The 20,937-nt window shown below is 65.3% G+C and carries 22 protein-coding genes and 1 riboswitch; of the genes, 3 read left to right on the top strand and 19 right to left on the bottom strand.

Annotation, left to right across the window (positions count from 1 at the left end; genetic code table 11):
• Window positions 1–84 precede the first annotated feature (84 nt).
• Window positions 85–1,365 (top strand): OmpP1/FadL family transporter, encoded by a 1,281-nt coding sequence (locus KSS93_RS09855; protein WP_217888117.1) that lies wholly within the window; start codon window positions 85–87, stop codon window positions 1,363–1,365.
• A gap of 42 nt (window positions 1,366–1,407) precedes the next feature.
• Here the strand turns inward: KSS93_RS09855 and KSS93_RS09850 are convergent, their stop codons facing one another.
• Window positions 1,408–2,337, bottom strand: a complete 930-nt coding sequence (locus tag KSS93_RS09850; protein ID WP_217888116.1) for a LysR family transcriptional regulator — start codon at window positions 2,335–2,337, stop codon at window positions 1,408–1,410.
• Between the two features lie 114 nt (window positions 2,338–2,451).
• Here KSS93_RS09850 and KSS93_RS09845 point away from each other — a divergent pair, with 114 nt between their 5' ends.
• The gene (locus KSS93_RS09845) at window positions 2,452–2,712 is read left to right on the top strand and encodes a DUF2798 domain-containing protein (RefSeq protein ID WP_217888115.1); all 261 of its coding nucleotides are present in this window, start codon (window positions 2,452–2,454) and stop codon (window positions 2,710–2,712) included.
• On the opposite strand, the gene KSS93_RS09840 is transcribed toward KSS93_RS09845, so the two are convergent.
• From KSS93_RS09840 to cobO, 14 genes are all read right to left on the bottom strand, one after another.
• A complete protein-coding gene (locus tag KSS93_RS09840; RefSeq protein ID WP_217888114.1) occupies window positions 2,709–3,263 on the bottom strand; it encodes a glutathione peroxidase in 555 nt (184 codons plus the stop codon). The genes KSS93_RS09845 and KSS93_RS09840 overlap by 4 nt on opposite strands.
• Window positions 3,264–3,306: 43 nt before the next feature.
• On the bottom strand, window positions 3,307–3,429 hold the full coding sequence (locus KSS93_RS26645) for a hypothetical protein (protein ID WP_263975044.1): 123 nt from the start codon (window positions 3,427–3,429) through the stop codon (window positions 3,307–3,309).
• Window positions 3,426–4,628, bottom strand: a complete 1,203-nt coding sequence (locus KSS93_RS09835; protein WP_437182113.1) for an MFS transporter — start codon at window positions 4,626–4,628, stop codon at window positions 3,426–3,428. Before KSS93_RS09835 ends, KSS93_RS26645 begins: the two co-directional genes overlap by 4 nt.
• Window positions 4,629–4,692: 64 nt before the next feature.
• On the bottom strand, window positions 4,693–5,097 hold the full coding sequence (locus KSS93_RS09830; protein ID WP_217888113.1) for a MarR family winged helix-turn-helix transcriptional regulator: 405 nt from the start codon (window positions 5,095–5,097) through the stop codon (window positions 4,693–4,695).
• Between the two features lie 965 nt (window positions 5,098–6,062).
• On the bottom strand, window positions 6,063–6,785 hold the full coding sequence (locus KSS93_RS09825; protein ID WP_217888112.1) for an adenosylcobinamide-GDP ribazoletransferase: 723 nt from the start codon (window positions 6,783–6,785) through the stop codon (window positions 6,063–6,065).
• A gap of 1 nt (window position 6,786) precedes the next feature.
• Entirely contained in the window at window positions 6,787–7,356 is a 570-nt protein-coding gene (cobC, locus tag KSS93_RS09820) for an alpha-ribazole phosphatase family protein (protein WP_217888111.1), read from the bottom strand.
• Window positions 7,353–8,408: a nicotinate-nucleotide--dimethylbenzimidazole phosphoribosyltransferase gene (gene cobT, locus KSS93_RS09815; protein WP_217888110.1), complete on the bottom strand. Its 1,056-nt coding sequence runs from the start codon at window positions 8,406–8,408 to the stop codon at window positions 7,353–7,355. The genes cobC and cobT overlap by 4 nt, the downstream gene beginning before the upstream one ends.
• Window positions 8,409–8,484: 76 nt before the next feature.
• The gene (gene cobU / locus KSS93_RS09810) at window positions 8,485–9,006 is read right to left on the bottom strand and encodes a bifunctional adenosylcobinamide kinase/adenosylcobinamide-phosphate guanylyltransferase (protein ID WP_217888109.1); all 522 of its coding nucleotides are present in this window, start codon (window positions 9,004–9,006) and stop codon (window positions 8,485–8,487) included.
• Window positions 8,999–10,459, bottom strand: coding sequence for a cobyric acid synthase (locus tag KSS93_RS09805; RefSeq protein ID WP_217888108.1), 1,461 nt, complete (start codon window positions 10,457–10,459; stop codon window positions 8,999–9,001). Before KSS93_RS09805 ends, cobU begins: the two co-directional genes overlap by 8 nt.
• Window positions 10,456–11,448, bottom strand: a complete 993-nt coding sequence (cobD, locus tag KSS93_RS09800) for a threonine-phosphate decarboxylase CobD (RefSeq protein ID WP_217888107.1) — start codon at window positions 11,446–11,448, stop codon at window positions 10,456–10,458. Before cobD ends, KSS93_RS09805 begins: the two co-directional genes overlap by 4 nt.
• Window positions 11,441–12,349: an adenosylcobinamide-phosphate synthase CbiB gene (gene cbiB / locus KSS93_RS09795; RefSeq protein ID WP_217888106.1), complete on the bottom strand. Its 909-nt coding sequence runs from the start codon at window positions 12,347–12,349 to the stop codon at window positions 11,441–11,443. The genes cobD and cbiB overlap by 8 nt, the downstream gene beginning before the upstream one ends.
• Window positions 12,346–12,996, bottom strand: a complete 651-nt coding sequence (bluB, locus tag KSS93_RS09790; protein WP_217888105.1) for a 5,6-dimethylbenzimidazole synthase — start codon at window positions 12,994–12,996, stop codon at window positions 12,346–12,348. The genes cbiB and bluB overlap by 4 nt, the downstream gene beginning before the upstream one ends.
• A complete protein-coding gene (locus KSS93_RS09785) occupies window positions 12,993–14,288 on the bottom strand; it encodes a cobyrinic acid a,c-diamide synthase CobB (protein ID WP_217888104.1) in 1,296 nt (431 codons plus the stop codon). Before KSS93_RS09785 ends, bluB begins: the two co-directional genes overlap by 4 nt.
• Window positions 14,285–14,896, bottom strand: coding sequence for a cob(I)yrinic acid a,c-diamide adenosyltransferase (cobO, locus tag KSS93_RS09780; protein ID WP_217842205.1), 612 nt, complete (start codon window positions 14,894–14,896; stop codon window positions 14,285–14,287). Before cobO ends, KSS93_RS09785 begins: the two co-directional genes overlap by 4 nt.
• Before the next feature lie 113 nt (window positions 14,897–15,009).
• Window positions 15,010–15,229, bottom strand: a riboswitch (cobalamin riboswitch).
• Window positions 15,230–15,376: 147 nt separating this feature from the next.
• On the opposite strand from cobO, the gene KSS93_RS09775 reads away from it, so the two are divergent.
• Window positions 15,377–15,955: a hypothetical protein gene (locus KSS93_RS09775; protein ID WP_217888103.1), complete on the top strand. Its 579-nt coding sequence runs from the start codon at window positions 15,377–15,379 to the stop codon at window positions 15,953–15,955.
• Window positions 15,956–16,149: 194 nt separating this feature from the next.
• On the opposite strand, the gene KSS93_RS09770 is transcribed toward KSS93_RS09775, so the two are convergent.
• From KSS93_RS09770 to hda, 4 genes are all read right to left on the bottom strand, one after another.
• Window positions 16,150–18,684, bottom strand: coding sequence for a dermonecrotic toxin domain-containing protein (locus KSS93_RS09770; protein WP_225917324.1), 2,535 nt, complete (start codon window positions 18,682–18,684; stop codon window positions 16,150–16,152).
• Window positions 18,685–18,763: 79 nt separating this feature from the next.
• On the bottom strand, window positions 18,764–19,294 hold the full coding sequence (locus KSS93_RS09765; protein ID WP_217888102.1) for a C40 family peptidase: 531 nt from the start codon (window positions 19,292–19,294) through the stop codon (window positions 18,764–18,766).
• Window positions 19,295–19,440: 146 nt separating this feature from the next.
• On the bottom strand, window positions 19,441–20,079 hold the full coding sequence (locus KSS93_RS09760; protein WP_217888101.1) for a C40 family peptidase: 639 nt from the start codon (window positions 20,077–20,079) through the stop codon (window positions 19,441–19,443).
• A gap of 127 nt (window positions 20,080–20,206) precedes the next feature.
• Window positions 20,207–20,911: a DnaA regulatory inactivator Hda gene (gene hda / locus KSS93_RS09755; RefSeq protein ID WP_217842200.1), complete on the bottom strand. Its 705-nt coding sequence runs from the start codon at window positions 20,909–20,911 to the stop codon at window positions 20,207–20,209.
• Between the last annotated feature and the right edge of the window lie 26 nt (window positions 20,912–20,937).

Raw genomic sequence — 20,937 nt, 5'->3', positions numbered from 1 at the left:
TCTATCTCCTGCGTTTTAGCCTATAGCGTGGAGCGTGATTTGTTGGTAGCTTTTCGCCCCGGAGAACCCAAGGAGTTTCTAATAATGAAAAAAGCAATGCTCAAGACCTCCCTCGGCGTCGCAGTTGCGGTCGCTTCCAGCCAACTGTTCGCCAGCGGTTTCGCGCTGAACGAACAAAGCATCAGCGGCATGGGGACAGGTTTCGCGGGTCGTTCTTCTTCTGCCGAAGATGCCAGCACCGTGTATGGCAACCCTGCCGGTATGTCGCGCCTCAAGCGCGAGCAGATCACCGTGGGCGCCGCTGCCGTGATCGCCAAGTCCGATATCTCGGGCCCGGGCAGCAGCAAAGGGGGGGAAACCGACGGTGACATGGTTCCGCTCGTCGGTGTGCCTATGGGCTACTACGTCAAGCCACTGGACGATAACTGGAGCGTCGGTTTCGGCGTCTACGTGCCGTTTGGCCTGGTGACCGACTACGGCAGCGACGATGCCGCCCGCTACTGGGGCAAGAAAAGCCACGTTCAGGTCATCACCTTCCAGCCAACCGTAAGCTATGCCTTCAACGACAAGGTTTCGATCGGTTTCGGTCCGACCATCAACCGTATAGAAGGTGAGCTGGGCTCGAACCTGGCCAGCCTCGCGCCGCCGCTGCAACCGGGCGATGGCGAGGTGAAGATCAAGGGCGACGACACTGCTGTCGGCTACAACATCGGCATCATGGTGCAAGCCACCGATCGCACTCGCCTGGGCCTGACCTACCACTCGATGGTGGACTACAAGCTCGAAGGCAAGACCAAGATCAGCTACCCGCTGCTCGGCCAGGATGGCAACAAGTACGATGCCACCCTGAAGATCAAGACCCCGGAGTCGGTGGACTTATCGATCACCCACGAGCTGGATGACCAGTGGACCCTGTACGCCGGCAGCACCTGGACGCGCTGGAGCCGCCTGGAAAACATCACGGTCAACAACGAAGGCATCACCGGCGCGGCCGGGCAGTTCTCGACCATCACCGAAGAACAGAACTGGCACGACACCTGGGCCCACGCCATCGGCGCTTCGTACAAGGTCAACAAGCAGTGGGTACTGCGCACCGGTTTCTCGGTGGACCAGTCGCCGACCAACAACCACGACCGCTCCCCGCGCATCCCCACCGGCGATCGCAAGATCTTCAGCCTCGGTGCCGGCTGGAGCCCATCGGATGACCTGACCATCGACGTGGCCTACTCCTACCTGTGGGAAGAGGACACCAAGGTCAACAACCAGCCGGGCTCCCCGACTGAAGCAGGCCTGAGAGGCAGCTACCAGGCCAAGTACGAAAACAGCGCCCACGGCGTTGGTGCTTCGCTGACCTACCGCTTCTAAGGTGTAATCGCTGCATGAAAAACCGCCCTCGAGGCGGTTTTTTCATGCCTGCACGGGCCAACGCCCGCCCAGGGCCTGCTGCAGGTAATCGGTAAACGCCCGCACTTTGGCGGTCATGGCGAAACGGTCGGCCAGGCACAGGTAGATGTCCATCGGTTCGGTGCGCGCATACGCCTCGGCACCACTGCTGTACTCGAACAGCGGCACCAGCCGGCCGGCGTCCAGGTGCGGGCGCACGATGAACTCGGCCAGGCGGGTGATGCCGCCGTCGTTGAGCGCCATCTGGGTCAGGGCGTCGACATCGTCACTGATCAGTACCGGGCCGAACTGCGCCTCGAAACGCAGTTCGTCACGCATGAAGCCCCAGGTGAGAAAGCGGCCATCCACCGGGTAGCGGAACACCAGGCAGCGGTGCTCGCGCAACGCCTCGGGCGTGGCAGGCCTGCCTGCTGCGGCCAGGTAGCCGGGCGAAGCGCAGCAGATAAAAGGAATGCGGGCGATATGCCGGGCCAGCAGGTGGTCTTCCAGTTGCGGGGTGATACGCAGGCTGACATCGACGTCTTCGCGGGCATGGTTCACCTTGCGGTCAGTCATCACCAACTCTATCGAAAGCAGCGGGTAGCGCGCGGCGAACGCCGGAATCAGCGGCGCCAGCACATGCCGGCCAAAGGCTGAAGTGGTGGCGATGCACAGCCGGCCCTGGGGCTCGCTGTCAGGGGTGGTGACCGCCTGCTCGGCCATGGCCAGGTCGCGCTCGATATGGCTTACGCGCTCGTAGTACAGGCTACCGGCCGGCGTCAGGGCCATGCTGCGGGTGGTGCGCGACAGCAGGCGCACCTGCAGGTGTGCCTCCAGCCGTGCCAGGTTCTGGCTGACCGCTGCCGGGCTCAAGCCCAATGCGCGGGCACCGCCGGCGATGCTGCCGGCCTCGACCACCTTGATGAAACTGCGAATGGCGTTAAGCAGATCCATGCCGCCCCCTGGATTCGTAAGTTTCTCTTTATAAAGAACTCAGTATCCAAGGTCTACAGCAGGCAGCCGGCGCATTGCTAACCTGCCGGCTCATTCACCTGCCCGGGAGTTTTCATGACCGAACTGTCTTCCACCCGCAGCCGGCGCAAGCTGCGCCCCGCCGCCACGCCGTACGTGTTCGCCTTCTACATGTCGGCGATCATGGCGCTGCTGATGTGCTTCGTGATCACCGCCGCCAATGCCGGCGTCGACGCCCAGTACCTGCACAACGTGCTCAACGCCTATCAGCTGGCGATGCCGGTGGCCTTCGTCTGTGTACTGATGGTGCGACCGGTGGTGCTGCGGTTGGTAGCGCTCACCGTGCACCCGCACTAGGGTTGCGAGGCGATGGCCTTTTCGATGGCTGCAGTGAATGCCGGGTCGTCAGGCTTGGTCAGGCTGGAGAAGCTGCCGACCACCTTGCCTTTGCGGTCCACCACGTACTTGTAGAAATTCCACTTCGGCGCGCTGCTCTGGCGCGCCAGCTCGACGAACAGCGGGATTGCATCCTTGCCGCGCACCGCCTGGGTCTTGCTCATGGTGAAGGTGACGCCGTAGTTGGCGTAGCAGACCTTGGCGGTTTTCTCGGCGTCGGCGTCTTCCTGCTTGAAGTCGTTGGACGGCACCCCGAGCATTTCCAAGCCCTGCCCGTGGTAGGCCTTATAGGTGGTCTCGAGGCCCTCGAACTGCGGGGCAAAACCGCAATAGCTGGCGGTATTGATCACCACCAGCGGCTTGCCGGCGTAGCGCTGGCACAGGTCGATCTGCTCCTTGCCACGCAGCTCGGGCAGGCTGCCCTGCAGCAGTGCCGGGCAGCCTGCCGCCCAGCTTGAACTGCTGGCGGCCAGGGCCAGCAGGGGAATCATCAGCCAGTGCGCGCGCTTCATCGGGTACTCCCTAAAACGGTTCCATGAAGGTGCAGGGTAGCCCCTAACACAGGCTCATGCCCAACTGCATCAGCGCCAACCCGCCCTTGTGCCAGCCCCACCACACCAGGGCCAGCACCAGCAGCGCAGCCAGGGCCAACAGGCCGCGCGCCAGTTGCCGGTTCATGCCGCCTGCGCCTGCAGGCGCGCCACCGGGCGCTCGCGCACCGGCCAGTTGAGCGCGGCGGCCAGCAGGCTGAGCAGGATCGAGATCTGCCAGACCAGCTCGTAGCTGCCGGTGTGGTCATACACCACGCCGCCCAGCCAGCCGCCCAGGAAGGCACCCAACTGGTGGAACAGGAACACGATACCGCCGAGCATCGACAGGTTGCGCACACCGAACAGCGTGGCCACGGTGCCGTTGGTCAGAGGTACCGTCGACAGCCACAACAGGCCCATGGCGACACCGAACAGGTAGGCGCTGAACTGGCTCACCGGCGCCCACAGGAACAACACGATCACCACCGCGCGCAACAGATACAGCGCAGTCAGCAGGCGCGGCTTGGACATACGCCCGCCCAGCCAACCAGCGGTGTAGGTACCGACGATGTTGAACAAGCCCACCAGCGCCAGCACCGTGGTGCCGGTGGTGGCCGGCAGGTGCTGATCGACCAGGTAGGCCGGCAGGTGCACGCCAATGAACACCACCTGAAAGCCGCAGACGAAAAAGCCCAGCGCCAGCAGCCAGAAGCCTGAGTGCGAGCAGGCTTCGCGCAGCGCCTGGCCGAGGGTCTGCTCGTTGCCGTGGGCCGGCAGCGGCTTGTCGCGCAGCAGGCCGACAAAAGGCACGATCAGCGCCACCAGCAGCCCCAGCACCAACAGCGCGGCGGACCAGCCCAGCCACTGGATCAGCCCAAGGGTGCCGGGCAGCATGGCGAACTGGCCGAAGGAGCCGGCAGCGCTAGCGATGCCCATGGCCATGCTGCGTTTTTCAGCCGGCACGGCGCGGCCCACCACGCCGAGGATGACCGAGAACGAGGTGCCGGACAGGCCGATGCCGATCAGCAACCCGGCGCTGAGCGACAGCGACCAGGCCGAGTCGGCCATCCCCATCAGCACCAGGCCTGCGGTGTACAGGATGCCGCCGACGATCACCACCTTGGCCGCTCCCAGGCGGTCGGCCAGGGCGCCGGCAAACGGCTGGGCCAGCCCCCAGATGAGGTTTTGCAGGGCGATGGCGAAGGCGAACACTTCGCGGCCCCAGCCGAACTCGGCGCTCATCGGCGCGAGGAACAGGCCGAAGCCATGCCGCACGCCCAGCGACAGCGCCAGGATCAGCGCTGCCCCGAGTAATATCCAACCGCTGGTCCGCCACAGGGATGTCATTGTCGTTGTCTCCAGCCCATCGCAAGGTTTATGCGGGTATATACCCGCTTATAGTCGTTTTTGTTCAGGCAAGCTGTTCCAGCAGGCGTACCAGCATGTCGCGCTGGCCATCGCCCAGTTGCGTCACCAGTTGTGCCTGGGCGTGTTCCCAGGCGGGCTGGGCGGCTTGCAGGCGTGCCCTGCCCTCTTCGCTCAGCAACACCAGGCGGTTGCGTTGGTCGTCGCCGTCCGCGAGCTGTACCAGGCCTTCGGCCTCCAGCACCCGCAGGTTGCGGCCCAGGGTGCTGCGTTCCAGGCCCATGGCTTCGGCCAGGGTGGTGATGCTGGGTTTGTCCAGCCGTTGTACGCAGCGCAGCAGGGAAAACTGGGCGACGTTGATGCCGAAGCCGGCTAGGGCTTCGTCGTAGTGTCGGCTTACACCGCGGGCGGCGCGACGGAGGTGGGTGCAGATGCATTCGCTGGTCAGCATGGGTATGTGTATATACCCGCTTTTTGGGTGTTGCAAGGTGTTTCGGATTTTTGGGATTCGGGTTTGGGTTCGGGGCTTTATGGTGATTGCTTTCGGAGATGTATGCGCATTCATTGACGATAGCGGCTTTTAATCACCTTTCCGCCCTTACGGCGGCTTACTTTTGTCTTGGCAAAAGTAAGCAAAACCGCCTGCTCCCATCATCCGGCCCCCTACGCTGCGCTTCGGGGGTTCCCTCGCTCCGGGCTTGCTCCGGAGGTACGCGCCGACGGGCCGTCCCTGGCCCGATCGGCGCTCGACCGGCATCCATGCCGGTCGCCCTCCTACGCAATCCCTACGCTCGGCCTCCTGAAGTCGCGATTTGTGTTGCCTGAGCTATTGCGCGCTTAGAAGCAAGATCAAGAGCCAGATCAAGAGCCAGATCAAGAGCCAGATCAAGAGCTGGGATATTGGTTTAATTGTTGTTGATGTGTTGTTTGTTCTGACGCCATCGCGGGGCAAGCCCGCTCCCACGTTAGAACTGCGCACGCTGAACCACGTGGGAGCGGGCTTGCCCCGCGATTCAATCCTGAGTTCCCACGGTGGCAACTAGCGGTTAGCTGCGCCAGCCCAGGCGCCACCACTAACTTCGCGACTTCAGGAGGCCGAACGCAGGGATTGCGTAGGGGGGCGACCGGCATGGATGCCGGTCGAGCGCCGATCGGGCCAGGGACGGCCCGTCGGCGCGTACCCCCGGAGCAAGCCCGGAGTGAGGGAACCCCGGAGCGCAGCGCAGGGGCCGGATGAATGGAGCGCACGGTTTTTGGTTACTTTTTTCCACGAAAAAAAGTAACCCGCCGTAAGGGCGGAAAGGTGAATAAGCGTCAATACAAATAATGAATGCGCATACAACTTCAAAAACCAACTAATACAACTTAAAAGAGATCAACAGCGTCTACCACAAGATATAAATCGGGAAACACCAATCAACCCAATGCAAGCCCAACCACCACAGCCAACTCCAACAATTCCAGCAGCGCCCCAGCCGTATCCCCAGTAGCCCCCCCCAACCGCCGGCACATCAAAAACCGCAGCCAGGCAAACACCCCCAGCACCAGCAACATCACCACCCAACCACCAAGCAGCAAACAGCCCAACGCACAACCACCCAGCACCCAGGCAGCAGCCCGACGCGGCAAGTGCTCAGCCAGCGCCGCCCCCAAGCCACCGGCCCGTACGTAAGGCGTAGAAAGAAACAACCCAAGCATCGCCGCCCGCCCGACCACCGGCGCCAGCACCAGCCAGCCACCCGCGCCTCGCTCCACCAGCACCCACAACGCACAGAACTTCAGCAGCAGCACCAGCACCAGCGTAACAACCGCGATCGGCCCGCTACGCGGGTCTTTCATGATCTGCAAGGTCCGCTCGCGATCACCAAACCCGCCCACCCAGGCATCGGCACTGTCAGCCAGGCCGTCCAGGTGCAAGCCGCCACTGAGCAGCACCCACAGCGCCAGCAGCAAAGCCGCATGCAAAGGTGCCGGCGCGCCCTGCAACAGGCAACTGACCAACCACAGCAGCAAACCGAACAACAGCCCGACCAGCGGATAGAACAACAGCGAACGCCCCATCTCCCGAGGCGCCGGCATGCCCGGCAAACTCACCGGCACGCTGCTGAGAAACTGCAAGGCGATCCAGAACGGCAGCATCTCAAACGCCCTCGCGCAGTTGGCCATCAGCAGCCACGCTCAAGCGCACCAAGGCCCCATGACCGACCTCGACCTGCAGCAGTTGCTCACGCGGCAAGCCACGGGCCCGCGCCAGCAGCAAGCGCATGACCCCGCCATGGGTCACCAGCAGTACCCGCTTGCCGGCATGTTCGCCCGCCAGCCTGGCGATACTGCCCAAGACGCGCTCGGCAAAATCCAGCACCGGCTCGCCGGCAGGCGGGGTGAAGGCGTAAGGGTCATTCCAGAACTGCCCCAACGCATCAGGCTGGGTTTGCATGATCTGCGCGGCGCTGCACCCTTCCCACTCACCGAAGTGCAGCTCGCGCACCCCGGCCTCGCGCTGCACCGGCAAACCCAGGCGCGCGCCCAACTCATCGGCGAACAGCCCGCAGCGCTGCAGCGGCGAACTCACCAGCACATCCCACGGGCCAGCCGTGGCAACGGCCTGGCGCATCTGCACCCAACCGTGCTCGGTCAGGGCATCGTCCAGGCTGCCGCGCAGGCCGCCGCCCAGTTCGGTTTCACCATGGCGCAGCAGGTCGAGGATCATGCCGGGCGGTCCGCGACTGCAGCTTCGGCGAAGGTCGCCATCTGCCCGTGCAGGGCACAGGCCAGGCGCAGCAGCGGTACGGCCAGGGCGGCGCCGCTGCCTTCGCCCAGGCGCAGGCCGAGGGCCAGCAACGGCTCGGCCTCGAGCGCCGCCAGCAAAGCCTTGTGGCCAGGTTCGGCACCTTGATGGGCGAAAAGTAGCCAAGGCTGGCACTGGGGGTTCAGGCGCACCGCCACCAGGGCGGCGACGCTGCAGATGAAGCCGTCCACCAGCACCGCGACGCCCTGCTGGGCACAGGCCAGGTAGGCGCCGGCCAACGCGGCGATCTCGAAGCCACCAACACAGCCCAGGGCCTGTAGCGGCTGGTCGGGACGCAGGCCATGCAGTATCAGGGCGCGCTCGATCACCTCGGCCTTGTGCCGCACACCGGCACTGTCCAGGCCAGTGCCCGGGCCACTCAGCTCATGCGCCGGGCAACCCAGCAAGGTGCTGGCCAGGGCTGCGGCGGCAGTGGTGTTGCCAATGCCCATCTCGCCGCCGATGAACAGCTGCGCGCCTTGTGCCGCCGCGCGCAGGCCGCTGTCACGGCCGGCCTGCAGGGCGGCGGCCAGTTGCGGGTCGGTCATTGCCGGCTGGCGAGCGAAGTTGGCGGTGCCGGCGCCCAGGCGCAGGTGGTGCACGCCCGGCAGTTGCAAGGCCAGGTCGATGGTGCCGAGGTCAACCAGCTCCAGCGTGGCCCCCAGTTGGCGCGCCAGCACGCTGATCGCTGCGCCACCGTTGACGAAGTTGCCCAGCATCTGCCCGGTAACCGCTTGCGGGTAAGCCGAGATGCCCTCCGCCACCACGCCGTGGTCACCGGCAAAGATGGTGATGGCGACCTGTTCCAGCGCCGGGCGCTCACGGCCCTGCAAGCCGGCCAGGCGAATCGCCAGGCCTTCGAGCTGGCCGAGGGAGCCGGCGGGTTTGGTCAGTTGTTGCTGACGGGCGCGGGCTTGGTCCATGGCGGCGGTGTCGAGGGGTTGGCAGGCATCACGCCACCACATCTGGGTCATTGGGCAGGTCCTTGAAGGGATGCGAAAAAGGCAGGCGGTATCGCGGTTAGATGTGGAAGTGGCCAAGTCATTCTGCTCACAGCGCAGGGCCCTTGAGCATCAGCGGCAGGCCCGCCACGGTCAGCACCACGCGCTGGCAGCGCTCGGCAGCGGCCTGGTGCAACAGGCCGGCGGCATCGACATATCGTCGGGTCAGCTCGCCCATGGGCACCACGCCCAGGCCGGTTTCGTTGCTGACCAGAATGAGGGTGCCGGGCAGCGTTTCCAGGCAGTCGAGCAGCGCGTCGCGCTCGGCGGCCAGGCGCTGCGGGTCGTCGAGCATCAGCAGGTTGGTCAGCCACAGGGTCAGGCAGTCCACCAGCAGGCAGCGCCCTTCGGCGGCCTCGGCGCGCAGCACGGCGGCCAGGGCCAGGGGCTCTTCGATCAGGCCCCAGTCGGCCGGGCGGCGCTCGCGGTGCAGGCGCACCCGCTCGTTCATTTCGCCATCCAGCGGCTCGCTGGTGGCGATGTAGGTGACCGCAAGGCCACTGGCCACCGCCAGTTGCTCGGCCAGGCGGCTCTTGCCCGAGCGGGCACCGCCAAGAATCAGGTTACGCATGGGCGACCCCACACAACTGGCGCAGGCGTTCGGTGTCCAGGTGCTGTTCGATCAGGTCGGCCAGGCGCTCGATATCGCGCTCGCGCAGGGCCTCGTAGTCGACGGGCTGCACGTCTTCCAACCCCGCCCAGCGCAGCAGCGCGGCGCACGACTGGGTGCCTTCGAACAGGCCATGCAGGTAAGTGGCGAGGATTTGCCCGTCGGTGCTGATGGCGCCGTCGCAGCGGCCATCGGCCAGCTGCACGGCCGGTTGTTCGAGCGCGGGGCCTCGGGTGACACCGGCATGGATTTCATAACCAGCCACCGGCGAGTGCTCCAGCGCCAAGGTGCCGGCAACGTTACGCAACTGCTTTTCTGCCTCCAGCACAGTCTCGTAGTCCAGCAGCCCCAAACCATCGCTTGCGCCTGCCGGCCCTTCGAGGCCCAGCGGGTCGTGCACCTGCCGGCCGAGCATCTGCAGGCCGCCGCAGATGCCGATCAGCTTGCCGCCATAACGCAGGTGCCGGACGATGGCGGTGTCCCAGCCACGGGCTCGCAGTTGGGCCAGGTCGCCGCGCACGCTCTTGGAGCCGGGCAAAATGATCAGGTCGGCGGGCGGGATCGGCTCGCCCGGGCCGATGAACTGCAAGTCCACCTGCGGGTGCAGGCGCAACGGGTCGAAGTCGGTGTGGTTGCTGATACGCGGCAGCACCGGGACGATCACCTTCAGCACCCGCTCGCCCTTTTGCCCCTGGCGCCGGTCGATGCCGTCCTCAGCTTCAAGGTGCAGGTCGGTAACGAATGGCAGCACACCCAGCACCGGCTTGCCGGTGCGCTGCTCCAGCCAGTCCAGGCCCGGTTGCAGCAGGGAAATGTCGCCACGGAAGCGGTTGATGACAAAACCCTGCACCCGCGCCTGCTCGCTCGGCGAAAGCAGCTCGAGGGTGCCGACCAGGTGGGCGAACACCCCGCCACGGTTGATGTCGGCCACCAGGATCACCGGGCAGTCGACCGCCTCGGCAAAGCCCATGTTGGCGATGTCGCCGGCACGCAGGTTGATCTCGGCAGGCGAGCCTGCGCCTTCGACCATGACCACGTCATAGCTGCGGTTCAACCGCTCATGGGAAGCCAGCACCGCCTGCATGGCGATGGTTTTGTAGCCGTGGTAAGCCACCGCGTTCATGCTGGTGAACGCACGGCCATGCACGATCACCTGGGCGCCGGTGTCGCTGTTGGGCTTGAGCAGCACCGGGTTCATGTCGGTGTGCGGCGCCAGCCGGCAGGCCTGGGCCTGCACCGCCTGGGCGCGGCCGATCTCGCCGCCGTCGGCGGTCACCGCGCTGTTCAGCGCCATGTTCTGCGGCTTGAACGGCACCACGGCAATGCCCTGGCGCAGCAGCCAGCGGCACAGGGCGGTCACCAGGGTGCTCTTGCCGGCGTCGGAGGTGGTGCCTTGCACCATGAGGGTGGTCATGCCGTTTCCTTCTGGTAATCGGCCAGGGCCAGGGCCAGGCGCTGTTCGTCCGCCGCACAGGCGGGCAGGCCCAGGCGCACGGCAGCAGGCTGAGTGAACAGGCGCACGAGGATGCCGCGGCGGGCGAGAAAGTCATGCAGCCTGGCAGCGCTTTCACTACGCACGTACTGGAACAGGTCGCAGCCGCCGCCAGGTGGCAGGCCGCTGCTGGTTAACAGCCCGGCCAGGCGCTGGCTGGCCTGCGCGCAACGCTGTATCTGGGCCTGGTGCGCAGCCCGGTCGGCAAAGCAGCTTTGCCCCAGCACCCGGGCCGGGCCGCTGACGGTCCAGGGCCCGAGCAAATCGGCCAGGCGTTGCAACAGCGCAGGCTGCGCGACCACGCAACCCAACCGCACACCGGCCAGGCCGAAGAACTTGCCGAACGAGCGCAGCACGATCAGCCCCGGGCGTTCGGCGCAATCGACCACGCTTTGTTCCGGGGTGTTGTCCATGAAAGCTTCATCGACCAGCAACCAGCCACCGCGCTCGGCCAACCGCGCATGCCAGGCCAGCAGGCGCTCACGCGACACCCGTTGCCCGGTGGGGTTGTTGGGGTTGACCAGCACCAGCACGTCAAGGCGCTCAAGCTCGCCATCGACCTGGCTTTCATCCAGTTCGACCAGCTGATGCCCGCCCCGCTGCCAGGCCTGCGGATGCTCGGCATAACAGGGCGAGAGCACCCCGACCCGCCCGGCCGGGCGCAGCGTCGGCAGGGCCTGGATCGCGGCCTGCGAGCCCGCCACCGCCAGCAGGTGACGGGCGCCGTAGTACTGGCGCGCCGCCTGCTCGAGGCCGTCTTCGGTTTCTGGCAGGCGGGCCCAGGCATCCGGCGCAATCGGCGGGACCGGGAACGGCCACGGCGCAATGCCGCTGGACAGGTCGAGCCAGTCTTCCCGGGCGATGCCGTACTGCTTCACCGCCCGCAACAGGCGGCCACCGTGTTCAAGCATTCAGGTAAGCCCCCACACAGATCACCAGCAGCCACAACCAGACGCCGCGCTGCACCAGCTGCCAGCCGCGCTCGATGGCCTGGGCATCGGCCATTGGCCCCTCGCCCAGGCGCGGGCGCTCGTGCAGTTCGCCGTGGTACACCGCAGGGCCGCCCAGTTCCACCCCCAGCGCCCCAGCACCGGCGGCCATCACCGGGCCGGCGTTGGGGCTGTCCCACAGCGGCGCCTGTTGGTGCCAGCAGCGCCAGGCCAAGCGAGTTTTGCCCAGCAGCGCGTAGGTCAGCGCTACCAGCCGCGCGGGGATGTAATTGAGTACATCGTCGATGCGCGCGGCGCACCAGCCAAAGCGCTCGAAGCGTTCGTTACGATAGCCCCACATAGCATCCAGGGTATTGCTCAGGCGGTACAGCACCACCCCCGGCGCCCCGGCCACGACGAACCAGAACAAGGCAGCAAACACCGCATCGCTGCCGTTTTCCAGCACCGACTCGGTGGCCGCGCGGGCCACGGCGGGCTCGTCCAGTTCGCGGGTTTCACGGCTGACCAGGTAGCCCACGCGCTTGCGTGCCTGTTCAAGGTCACCCTGGCGCAGGGCCTGCGCCACCGGCATTACATGCTCGCCCAGGCTGCGCAGCCCCAGCGCGCAATACAGCGCCAGCGCGTCCACCAGCCAGCCGATGTACGGCAGCCACGACAGCAGCAGCGCCAGCAGGGTCAGTGGCACCACGGCAATGAACCAGGCGCTGACGCCATGGCTGCGCCAGCCGCGGCCACCGGTGTTCAGGCGCCGCTCGATGTTCGCCGCCAGGTTGCCGAAGCCCACCAGCGGGTGGCGGCGCCGGGGCTCGCCCAGCAAGGCGTCGAGGGCCACGCCTGCGACAGTCAGCAGGGCCACGCTCATGGCCGGTCTCCCCATTGGTTTTCGTACAGCATTTCGCTCAGGGGCCGTTCTTCGGCCCAGTTTTCCATCACCAGCATCGGCGCCGGGTAGAACTCGCTCACCGGCCCCAGGCACAGCACCGCCACCGGTTTGGCCCCGGCCGGCATGCCCAACAGCTCAGCCAGCGCCTGCGGGTCGAACAGTGACACCCAGCCCATACCCAAGCCCTCGCTTCGCGCTGCCAGCCACAGGTTCTGGATGGCGCAGGCCAGCGAGGCGAGGTCCATCTCGGGCAGGGTGCGGCGGCCGAAGATGTGCGGCTCGCGGTTGTCCATCAACGCGGCCACCAGCACTTCGGCGCAGTCGTTGATGCCTTCGACCTTGAGCTTCATGAATTCATCGGAACGCTCGCCCAGCGCCTCGGCGGTGCGCACCCGCTCTTGCTCGACCAGCGCCTGGATGCGCCCGCGCAGCTCGCGCTGGCTGATGCGGATGAAGCGCCAGGGCTGCATCAGGCCGACACTGGGGGCCTGGTGTGCGGCGGCCAGCAGGCGGCCGAGCAGCTCGGGGGCCACTTCGCCGCCGGCGAAGTGGCGCATGTCGCGACGCTCGCCGATGGCGCGGTAGATGGCCGCGCGCTCTGTGGCGCTGTAGGCGTGTTCGCTCATGGCCGCAGCAGCGCCGCCGCCGCTTCTGGGTGGGACGGGAAGTAGAAGTGCACGTAGGACGCGGTCAGGCGCCCCAGGCGGTAGACCGCCTCGTTGCCACGCCCGCCGTTGGGGCTCAGACCGAGGGCGATGGGCTCCAGCGCGGTGGTGGTCAGCGAGTGGTGGTAGGTGTGCCCGCGCAGGGTGCCTTCGGGCAGCTCGACCGCCTGCAGCGCCAGAGCCGCCAGGCGCTTCTGCATGGTTGCCTCGCCCGGCAGCAAACCGAGCAGCTCGGCGCGTTCGCCGGCCACATCCGTCAGCGCATCGAGCAGGTAGAGCATGCCGCCGCATTCAGCCAGCAGCGGCTTGCCCTGCTGGTGGTGGGCGCGGATGGCTTCGAGCATCGGCGCGTTGGCCGCCAGGGCATGGTGATGCAGCTCGGGGTAGCCGCCGGGCAGGTACAGGCTGTCTACCGTTGGTAGCTCGTGGTCGTGCAGCGGCGAGAAGAATTGCAGCTGCGCGCCAAGGTTGCGCAGCAGCTCCAGGTTGGCGCCGTAGGTGAAGGCGAACGCTTCGTCGCGGGCCACGCCGATACGCACCCCGGCAAGGTTCTGGGCAACCGCTTGCGGTGTGGGCGCAGCAAAGCTGACCGGCGGCGGCAATGCGGCATCGCAGCTGGCCCCCAGGGCCTCGGCGGCGGCGTCCAGGCGTGCGTCCAGGTCGTTCAGCTCGCTGGCCTGCACAAGGCCCAGGTGGCGGCTTGGCAGTTCGATGCCGCGCTCGCGGGACAGCCCGCCGTACCAACGCAGCCCTTCGGTCAGGCTGCCTTCGAGCAACTGCGCGTGGCGCAGGCTGCCGACCCGGTTGGCCAGCACGCCGGCGAACGGCAGGTCGCGCTGGTAATGCGCCAGGCCCAGGGCCAGGGCGCCGAAGGTCTGGGCCATGGCGGTGCCGTCGATTACTGCCAGCACCGGCACGCCGAAGTGGCGGGCAAGGTCGGCGCTGGACGGGGTGCCATCGAACAGCCCCATCACGCCCTCGATCAGGATCAGGTCGGCGTCCGCCGCAGCTTCCCACAACAGCCGGCGGCTCTCGTCGGCGCCGATCATCCACAAGTCGAGCTGGTACACCGGCGCGCCACTGGCGCGCTCGAGAATCATCGGGTCGAGAAAGTCCGGGCCGCACTTGAACACCCGCACCTTGCGCCCGAGGTTGCGGTGCAGGCGGGCCAGGGCGGCGGTGACGGTGGTCTTGCCCTGGCCCGAGGCCGGGGCGGCAATCAGCACTGCGGGGCAGTGACGGGGCTGGCTCACAGTTCCACGCCCTTTTGCGCGCGGATACCGGCCTGGAAGGCGTGCTTGAGCATGCCCATTTCGGTGACGGTGTCGGCCAGCTCGATCATTTCGGGCTTGGCCGCACGGCCGGTGACGATCACGTGCTGCATCGGCGGGCGTGCCTGGATATCGCTCAACACCTGGTCGAGGTCGAGGTAGCCGTGCTTGAGGGCGATGTTCAGCTCGTCGAGCACCACGAACTGCACCGACTCATCCTGCAGCAGCTGGCGCGACACCGCCCAGGCGGCTTCGGCGGCGGCGATGTCGCGCTGGCGGTCCTGGGTTTCCCAGGTGAAGCCCTCGCCCATCACGTGGTAGCGCACCTGCTCGGGGAAGCGGCGGAAGAACAGCTCTTCGCCGGTGCTGTTGCGGCCCTTGATGAACTGCACCACGCCGCACTGCATGCCATGGCCCAGGGCCCGGGCGAGCATGCCGAAGGCCGAGCTGCTCTTGCCCTTGCCGTTGCCGGTCAGTACCAGCAGCAGGCCACATTCGTTGGGGGAATTGGCGATGCGCTCGTCGATGATCGCCTTCTTGCGCTGCATGCGCGCCAGGTGGCGTTCGTCGCGTTCGGTGGGTTCGCTCATCAGGGGTCTCCGCGAGGCTGCCGCGCCATGGCAGCAGGTAAAAGGCGGGCAGACGGAGAACGCGCAGGGGCCGTGGCACAGGCCACATCGCTCCGCGCATCACCCTCCGTGATGCCGTTGGCAGTTTGCAGGCCGGTCTCCGGGCTGACGAGTGGGCCATGGGCCCTGCCTGCGCGCCTTCCCGGGTGGTATACCCCAGTGGCCGTGCGCGGCATCGACTCGTTTACCGTTGCGGGGGCAGCGCCGGAATCGCGCCTTGCTGGCGCCCACCGGCTTCCCAGTTTCACCCCGCCGAACCGCGGCTCGCAGGGCACCTGAAACACGCGCGAAGGTTAGAGGGTTGCACCGGGAGCGTCAATGAACGAAGGCACTACTGGCCTGGATCAATGGCCGATCCGCCGGCTTGTGCCACACTGCAAGCAGTGATATCACTTAGCCAGCATTTGAGCTGACCTCGATTACAATCACAAGGAGCGCAGCATGCAAGGCCTCATCATCAACAACCCGCAACTGGAATTCCTGCGCCCGGCGCTGGAGCGCTGGGTCGATTGCATCGACCGTATCAACCAGTTCCAGGGCGACAACGACGCCCCCTACTGGCACGGCACCGCTGCCAACGTCGGCTTGCTGGCCGCTGCGGCCTGGCAGGGCGAGCTGGCTGCATTGGAGCAATCGCTGAGCAAGAAGCAGCGCGACGAGGGCGAACGTGACGCACGCTGCCACTTGTCGATCAGCAGCAGCGAAGCGAGCATCTACCTGCATGCCGCCCAGCGTAGCCCCCGCATCGCCCGCCTGGACATGGCCACCGCGCTTTTGGAAACCGCCCTGCAGGCCAAGTGCATCGCCTACCCCAGCCAGCTGAAGGCCGGCGCGCTGTTCGTCACGCCATGGAAAGCCGGCCAGCACGCCAGCCCCGAGGAACTGCAGGACCTGGTCGACGACCTGCAGAAGCACACCGCCTGCGCGCTGGCCTGGTACTTCCCCTATGCCTACCGCAAGTTGCACAACGAACTGGGGCAGTACTTCCCGGGGGTGGCACTGCTGATCAAGCAGGCGTAACGGCACGAGTGTGGTGTTTCAGAAATGCCACACTAGTGTCCTGTCTCGGAAATAAGCTGTTCACTTTTGGCAGCGTCTTGGGCGCCCGGCCTGCGTTGCCACTCCTTGCCATAGCCCTGCTATGACTCGTCGCGGCGCCTTGGCCGAACACCCAAGCCACTCGCCAAAAGAGAACGTATTTCCGAGACAGGACACTAGGGAAAGAAGCGCTGCGCCAGGGCGGGGGTTCTGATCCGTTCATGCATCACCGCGCGGTCGAACAAGGCCCCGGTGCGCAGGTCGTAGGCCGGCCCGCTGAGCGGCCGTAAGACCTGCCTGAGCAGTACACGGATGAAGTGGTAGCCAGGGCCATGGTATTGCTCGATCTGCTCGATGCGAAAATACTGCCCAGGCAGAAACAAGGTTTCGGCTTCCTCCCAGTACATAGAGAACGCGCTGATCGGGGTACCGCCCTGATACGCCCCGGCGGGCAGTTCGAACACCACCGAGCTGTCGTCGAACAACCAGTGCTGGCCAGCACTGGTCGATGGCTTGGCAGCAAACTGAGGAACAATAAAAGGGTTCTCGGTAAACGAGGTGAGGTCGGTATTGATCAGCAGGTCACCGACCTTCAACTGGCCGTTACGGTAGGCGGCGCCGCCTGTACCGCGTGCAGCGTTGCCTCCGCGGTACAAGGTGGCGCGGTTGCTGGTGGGCAATGCCTCCAGCGCGTCGGCGAGCTTGGCGATGTAGCTGTCGGTGTCACTGTGTTCGTAGCTGCCGTAGCGCAGCACCTTGTTGATCTGTGAGTCCTCATCGGTGAAGAACTCGACCAGTTCGTTGTGAAAACCATCCCCCCGCTGCAGGTAGGAATACACCGGTTTGCCATCGACCAGCATGCAAAGCACGCCGTGTTCGTCGGTCTGCGGCAACTGCCCACGCTCCAGCACCGGCAAGCCTGTGAGCAACGCCTTCTGGCGTACCCGGGCACGCGCCGAGAGTTTGCCGCTGGCGACCTTATCAACCTGCACGTAACGCTCCCAGAACGGCGAAGGCAGGCTGCGCAGTACGCCTGCTGACGGCGGACTGCCACCCAGCAGCCGCGGTGGCGCCAACAGCTCCCACTCCCCTTGGGCGTTCAAGCGCACCGGGCGCAGTGCCGTGAAGGCGAACGGATTGTCTTCTGGCACTATCAGCCAGCTCGCCAAGTCACTGCTATAGCGTACGCGATAGGACAAGCCAGCCAGGCTGATCCGGCAACTGCCATCCTGGTGGATACTGACCCCCTTGAATATACCGTCCTCGACCAGCTCTGCGCCATCGAGCTGGTTGCTGACCAGGTCTTCCAACGGCTCGGGGTCGGGGTCGGAGTCCGCATCCCATAGCTGCAGCGAGGCGTCCAGCTCGTGGGCAGGTGCCTGATAACTCAGCGAGGCGAAGCTGGAGCCAAAACTTAAGTCCAGCAGGCTGAAGGCCGCACCCAGGGTATCGAGCATAGCCCGACGCAGGGCGTCCTGGCGGGCGCTCAGGTCGCCGGCATCGGCTGCGGCATCCACATCCAGCGCTAGCCGCGCGACGGAGGCACCCAGCAGCAGTAGGGACATCGGCCACCCCAGCGGCGCGAAACTGCCGAACACCCTCAGGAACACCGACAGGTAGCCGCTCCACATAGCCTTGCGCAATGCAGCATTGTCCAGCATCAGCGCGGCGGTGCGGTGCATTTGCGTCTCGGCCTGCTCGGCCAGGTAGACGAAAAAATTACCGCCAAGATGGCGGCGCATGTAGCTCAGCAGTACCTCAGCCGTCTCGTCGTTGCGGCTGTCGGCGATACTGCGCAGGATGTCGCGCATACGCCTGACCTGGGCCGGATCGGCACCGCTTTCCCGAGCGGCCTGAAGGAAGGCTTCCCGCTCCTTGGGGGCCTGCAACTGCTTGCGCAGCCAACCGGCCATATCCTGTTCGGAATCGAAGCCACGCAGCGGCTCGGCCGACCAAGGCAGGTACATCAGCACGCGGCCGTGCGCGGCGGCCAGGCTGTAAAACCACGGCTGGCTGCCATGGCCAACCTCATAGCGGCTGACGGTGAGTGGGCCATTGTCGGTATCGCGTTGCAGTTGGGCCAATGTGAGGGGGGCACTACCATCCTCGACACCCAGCATTTGCCGGATCAGCCCTAGATCGCCGGTGCTGATTCGCATTGCCCGCTCGGCGCGAGTCGCCTGCCCCAGCAGGTTGAGCCTGGCCAGCACCTTGAAGTGCCGCCCGCTCCCGGCCCAGAACGCCTTGATCGCGTCGCGGTAGCGGGCGCCAAAATCCAGCGCCCACAAGTCGTCCTGCACATCACGCGGCAACAGACGCAGTTCGTTGCGCTCATCGAACGAGGCCGCCTGAGCGCCTTGCCGATAGAACCCGCCATACACCTGCAACTCGTCGACCGCCTCCTGAAAGTACAGCTCGAATCGCTGCACCACCAATTGCGTCAAGGTCAACGACTGCACAGGCGGCCCATTGTGTTGCCAACCTGTGAAGCTACTGGGACTGTTACTGGCCGTATGGAACTGATGCCACCAGACAAAGCGAGGATCCAGCGCCTTGCCCAGATGCTTGCGCAAGATGCCGGCGGCATGCCCACTGGCCAGCATGAAGGGGTCGGGGTAGTCACGAATGAAATCGTCGATCAGGCGCACAAAGGGACGGGCCTGCTCGAGGGAATTGAAGGTTTTTTGAAAGGTGCGCAGCAGCTTGCTCACGGCGAGCTCCCTCATGGCGAGATGAAGGATCCATTGTTGTCAACGCCGTCGTGGGCTGGAGGTATCTATTTAAGGCCGCTCAGGGGTTTTGTGCCAGATGCCCTGGCGGCAGTACCCGCTTGGCTTGCAGGTAGGCTTTGGCCCAGTAGCTGTTGGACAGGTAGTCCAGGCGCACCGTGCCGCCAGTGGACGGCGCATGCACGAAGCGCCCTTCGCCCACATAGATACCCGCATGGCTGACCTGCCCGCCGCCATTGGTGGCGAAGAACACCAGGTCACCCGACTGCAGGGCATTGATGTCGACGTTGGGGGCACGCATGACGATCATGTCGCGGGTGGTGCGTGGCAGGCTGATACCGGCTGCATCACGGTACACATAGCCGATCAGGCCACTGCAATCAAAACCTGAGTCCGGCGTGTTGCCACCCCAGCGGTACGGCGTGCCGACCAGGCCGATGGCGCGGAACAATACGTCTTCGGCCACCGGCGATGCAGGCTGCTGATTGAAAGTAACAGGGGGGTAGACCGGTGCCGGGGCCGGCGCACGGCCGGAGCAGGCTGCCAGCAGGGCCGCGAGGGCAAGCAATGCGAAACGCGCCAACATCGCCATGAGAGGAACATCCTGTCAGGGAAGCTTCGGCCATGGCCGAAGATGAAAAGAGTTGAGAAATTAGATTAGACGTTTTCCGTAAACACGCACGGCGGCGAGCTTTTCAGCTACGCCGCCGTGGCAGGGTACAGCATTTTGATATCAAATCAATTGCGCGAGAGCTGGGTGCTCGGGGCCATGGCCAGTGCGCGTTTGGCTTCGATGAAGGTCTTGCTCCAGTAGCGATCGCCGAGGTTGTCGATGCGCACACCACCGCTGCGGCGGCTGCTGGAGTGGATGAACTGGTTGTCGCCCAGATAGATACCGGCGTGGCTCACGCGGCCACGGCCATTGGTGCTGAAGAACAGCAGGTCGCCCGGCTTGAGCTTGTTGCGCGCAACCTTGGGAGCGTCGACGTTGATCATTTCGCGGGTGGAGCGCGGCAGGTTCATGCCGGCCTCTTCGCGGAACAGGTAGCCGATGAAACCGCTGCAGTCGAAGCCGGACTTCTCGGAGGTGCCGCCAAAGCGATAGCGGGTACCGATCAGCGACATGCCGCGCTCGAGGATGCTGTCGGCCAGCACCGGGAGCTGATAAGGCTTGCTGTTGCTGGAGAAGGCGTCGAGGTCTTCTTCGCTGGCCAGTTCTTCCTCGGTGAATACGGAAGAGTTGGCGGCCTTGGTCTTGACCGATTGCTCGGTGACCAGGCGGTGATCCTGAGGTTGGGTGGCCGGGCCTTGGGTGGCGCAACCGAACAGTAGCGTTACAAGTGCAAGTGGCACGAGGGGTGCGAAGCGCTTCAGCATGGGCACGACCGTGTCTGTAGTCCTTTAGAAGGGGGAAACTATGCCTTCTATCGTGGCCATTTGCAAATTTTATCGAAAAAGATGTGACTTTTCTGTTTAGAGGCTCTGGCGCCGTGTTTTCAGGGGCTTACCAGCCCAAAGTTTCTTTCAGGAAAGGGATGGTCAGCTTGCGCTGGGCTTGCAGCGAGGCTTGGTCGAGGCGTTCGAGCAGGTCGAACAGCGCGCTCATGCTGCGGGTACCGCGGGTGAGGATGAAGTGGCCGACTTCGTCGGTAAGGTGCAGGCCGCGGCGCGAGGCACGCAGTTGCAGGGCGCGCAGCTTGTCTTCGTCGGACATGCCGCGCATCTGGAAGATCAGCGCAAGGGTGAGGCGCGACTTGAGGTCGGCCAGCTTGATCGGCAGCTCGCGCGGCGAACTGGAGGCCGCCAGCAGCAGGCGCCGGCCGCTGTCGCGCAGGCGGTTGAACAGGTGGAACATGGCCTCTTCCCAGTCGGCCTTGCCGGCGATCACGTGCAGGTCGTCGATGCACACCAGCTCGTACTGCTCCAGATTATCGAGCAGCTCCACGCCGCGGTCGAGCAATTGCGCCAGGGGCAGGTAGACGGCCGGCTCGCCCAGTTGCTGGAAACGGTGGGTGGCGGCCTGCAGCAGGTGGGTACGGCCCACGCCCTGCTTGCCCCATAAATAGATGAGGCTCTCGGTCCAGCCGGCGTCGGCTTCGCACAGCCGCTCGACGTAGCCCAATGCCGCGGCATTGGCGCCCGGGTAGTAGTTGATGAAGGTGGCGTCATCGCGCAGACGCACACCCAGGGGCAACTGGATCGGTTTCATGCTCGCGGGTGGTCGCAGGGACCACA

The sequence above is a fragment of the Pseudomonas xanthosomatis genome (assembly GCF_019139835.1).
GTDB lineage: Bacteria > Pseudomonadota > Gammaproteobacteria > Pseudomonadales > Pseudomonadaceae > Aquipseudomonas > Aquipseudomonas fakonensis.
This window is presented reverse-complemented; position numbering and strand designations above follow the sequence as displayed.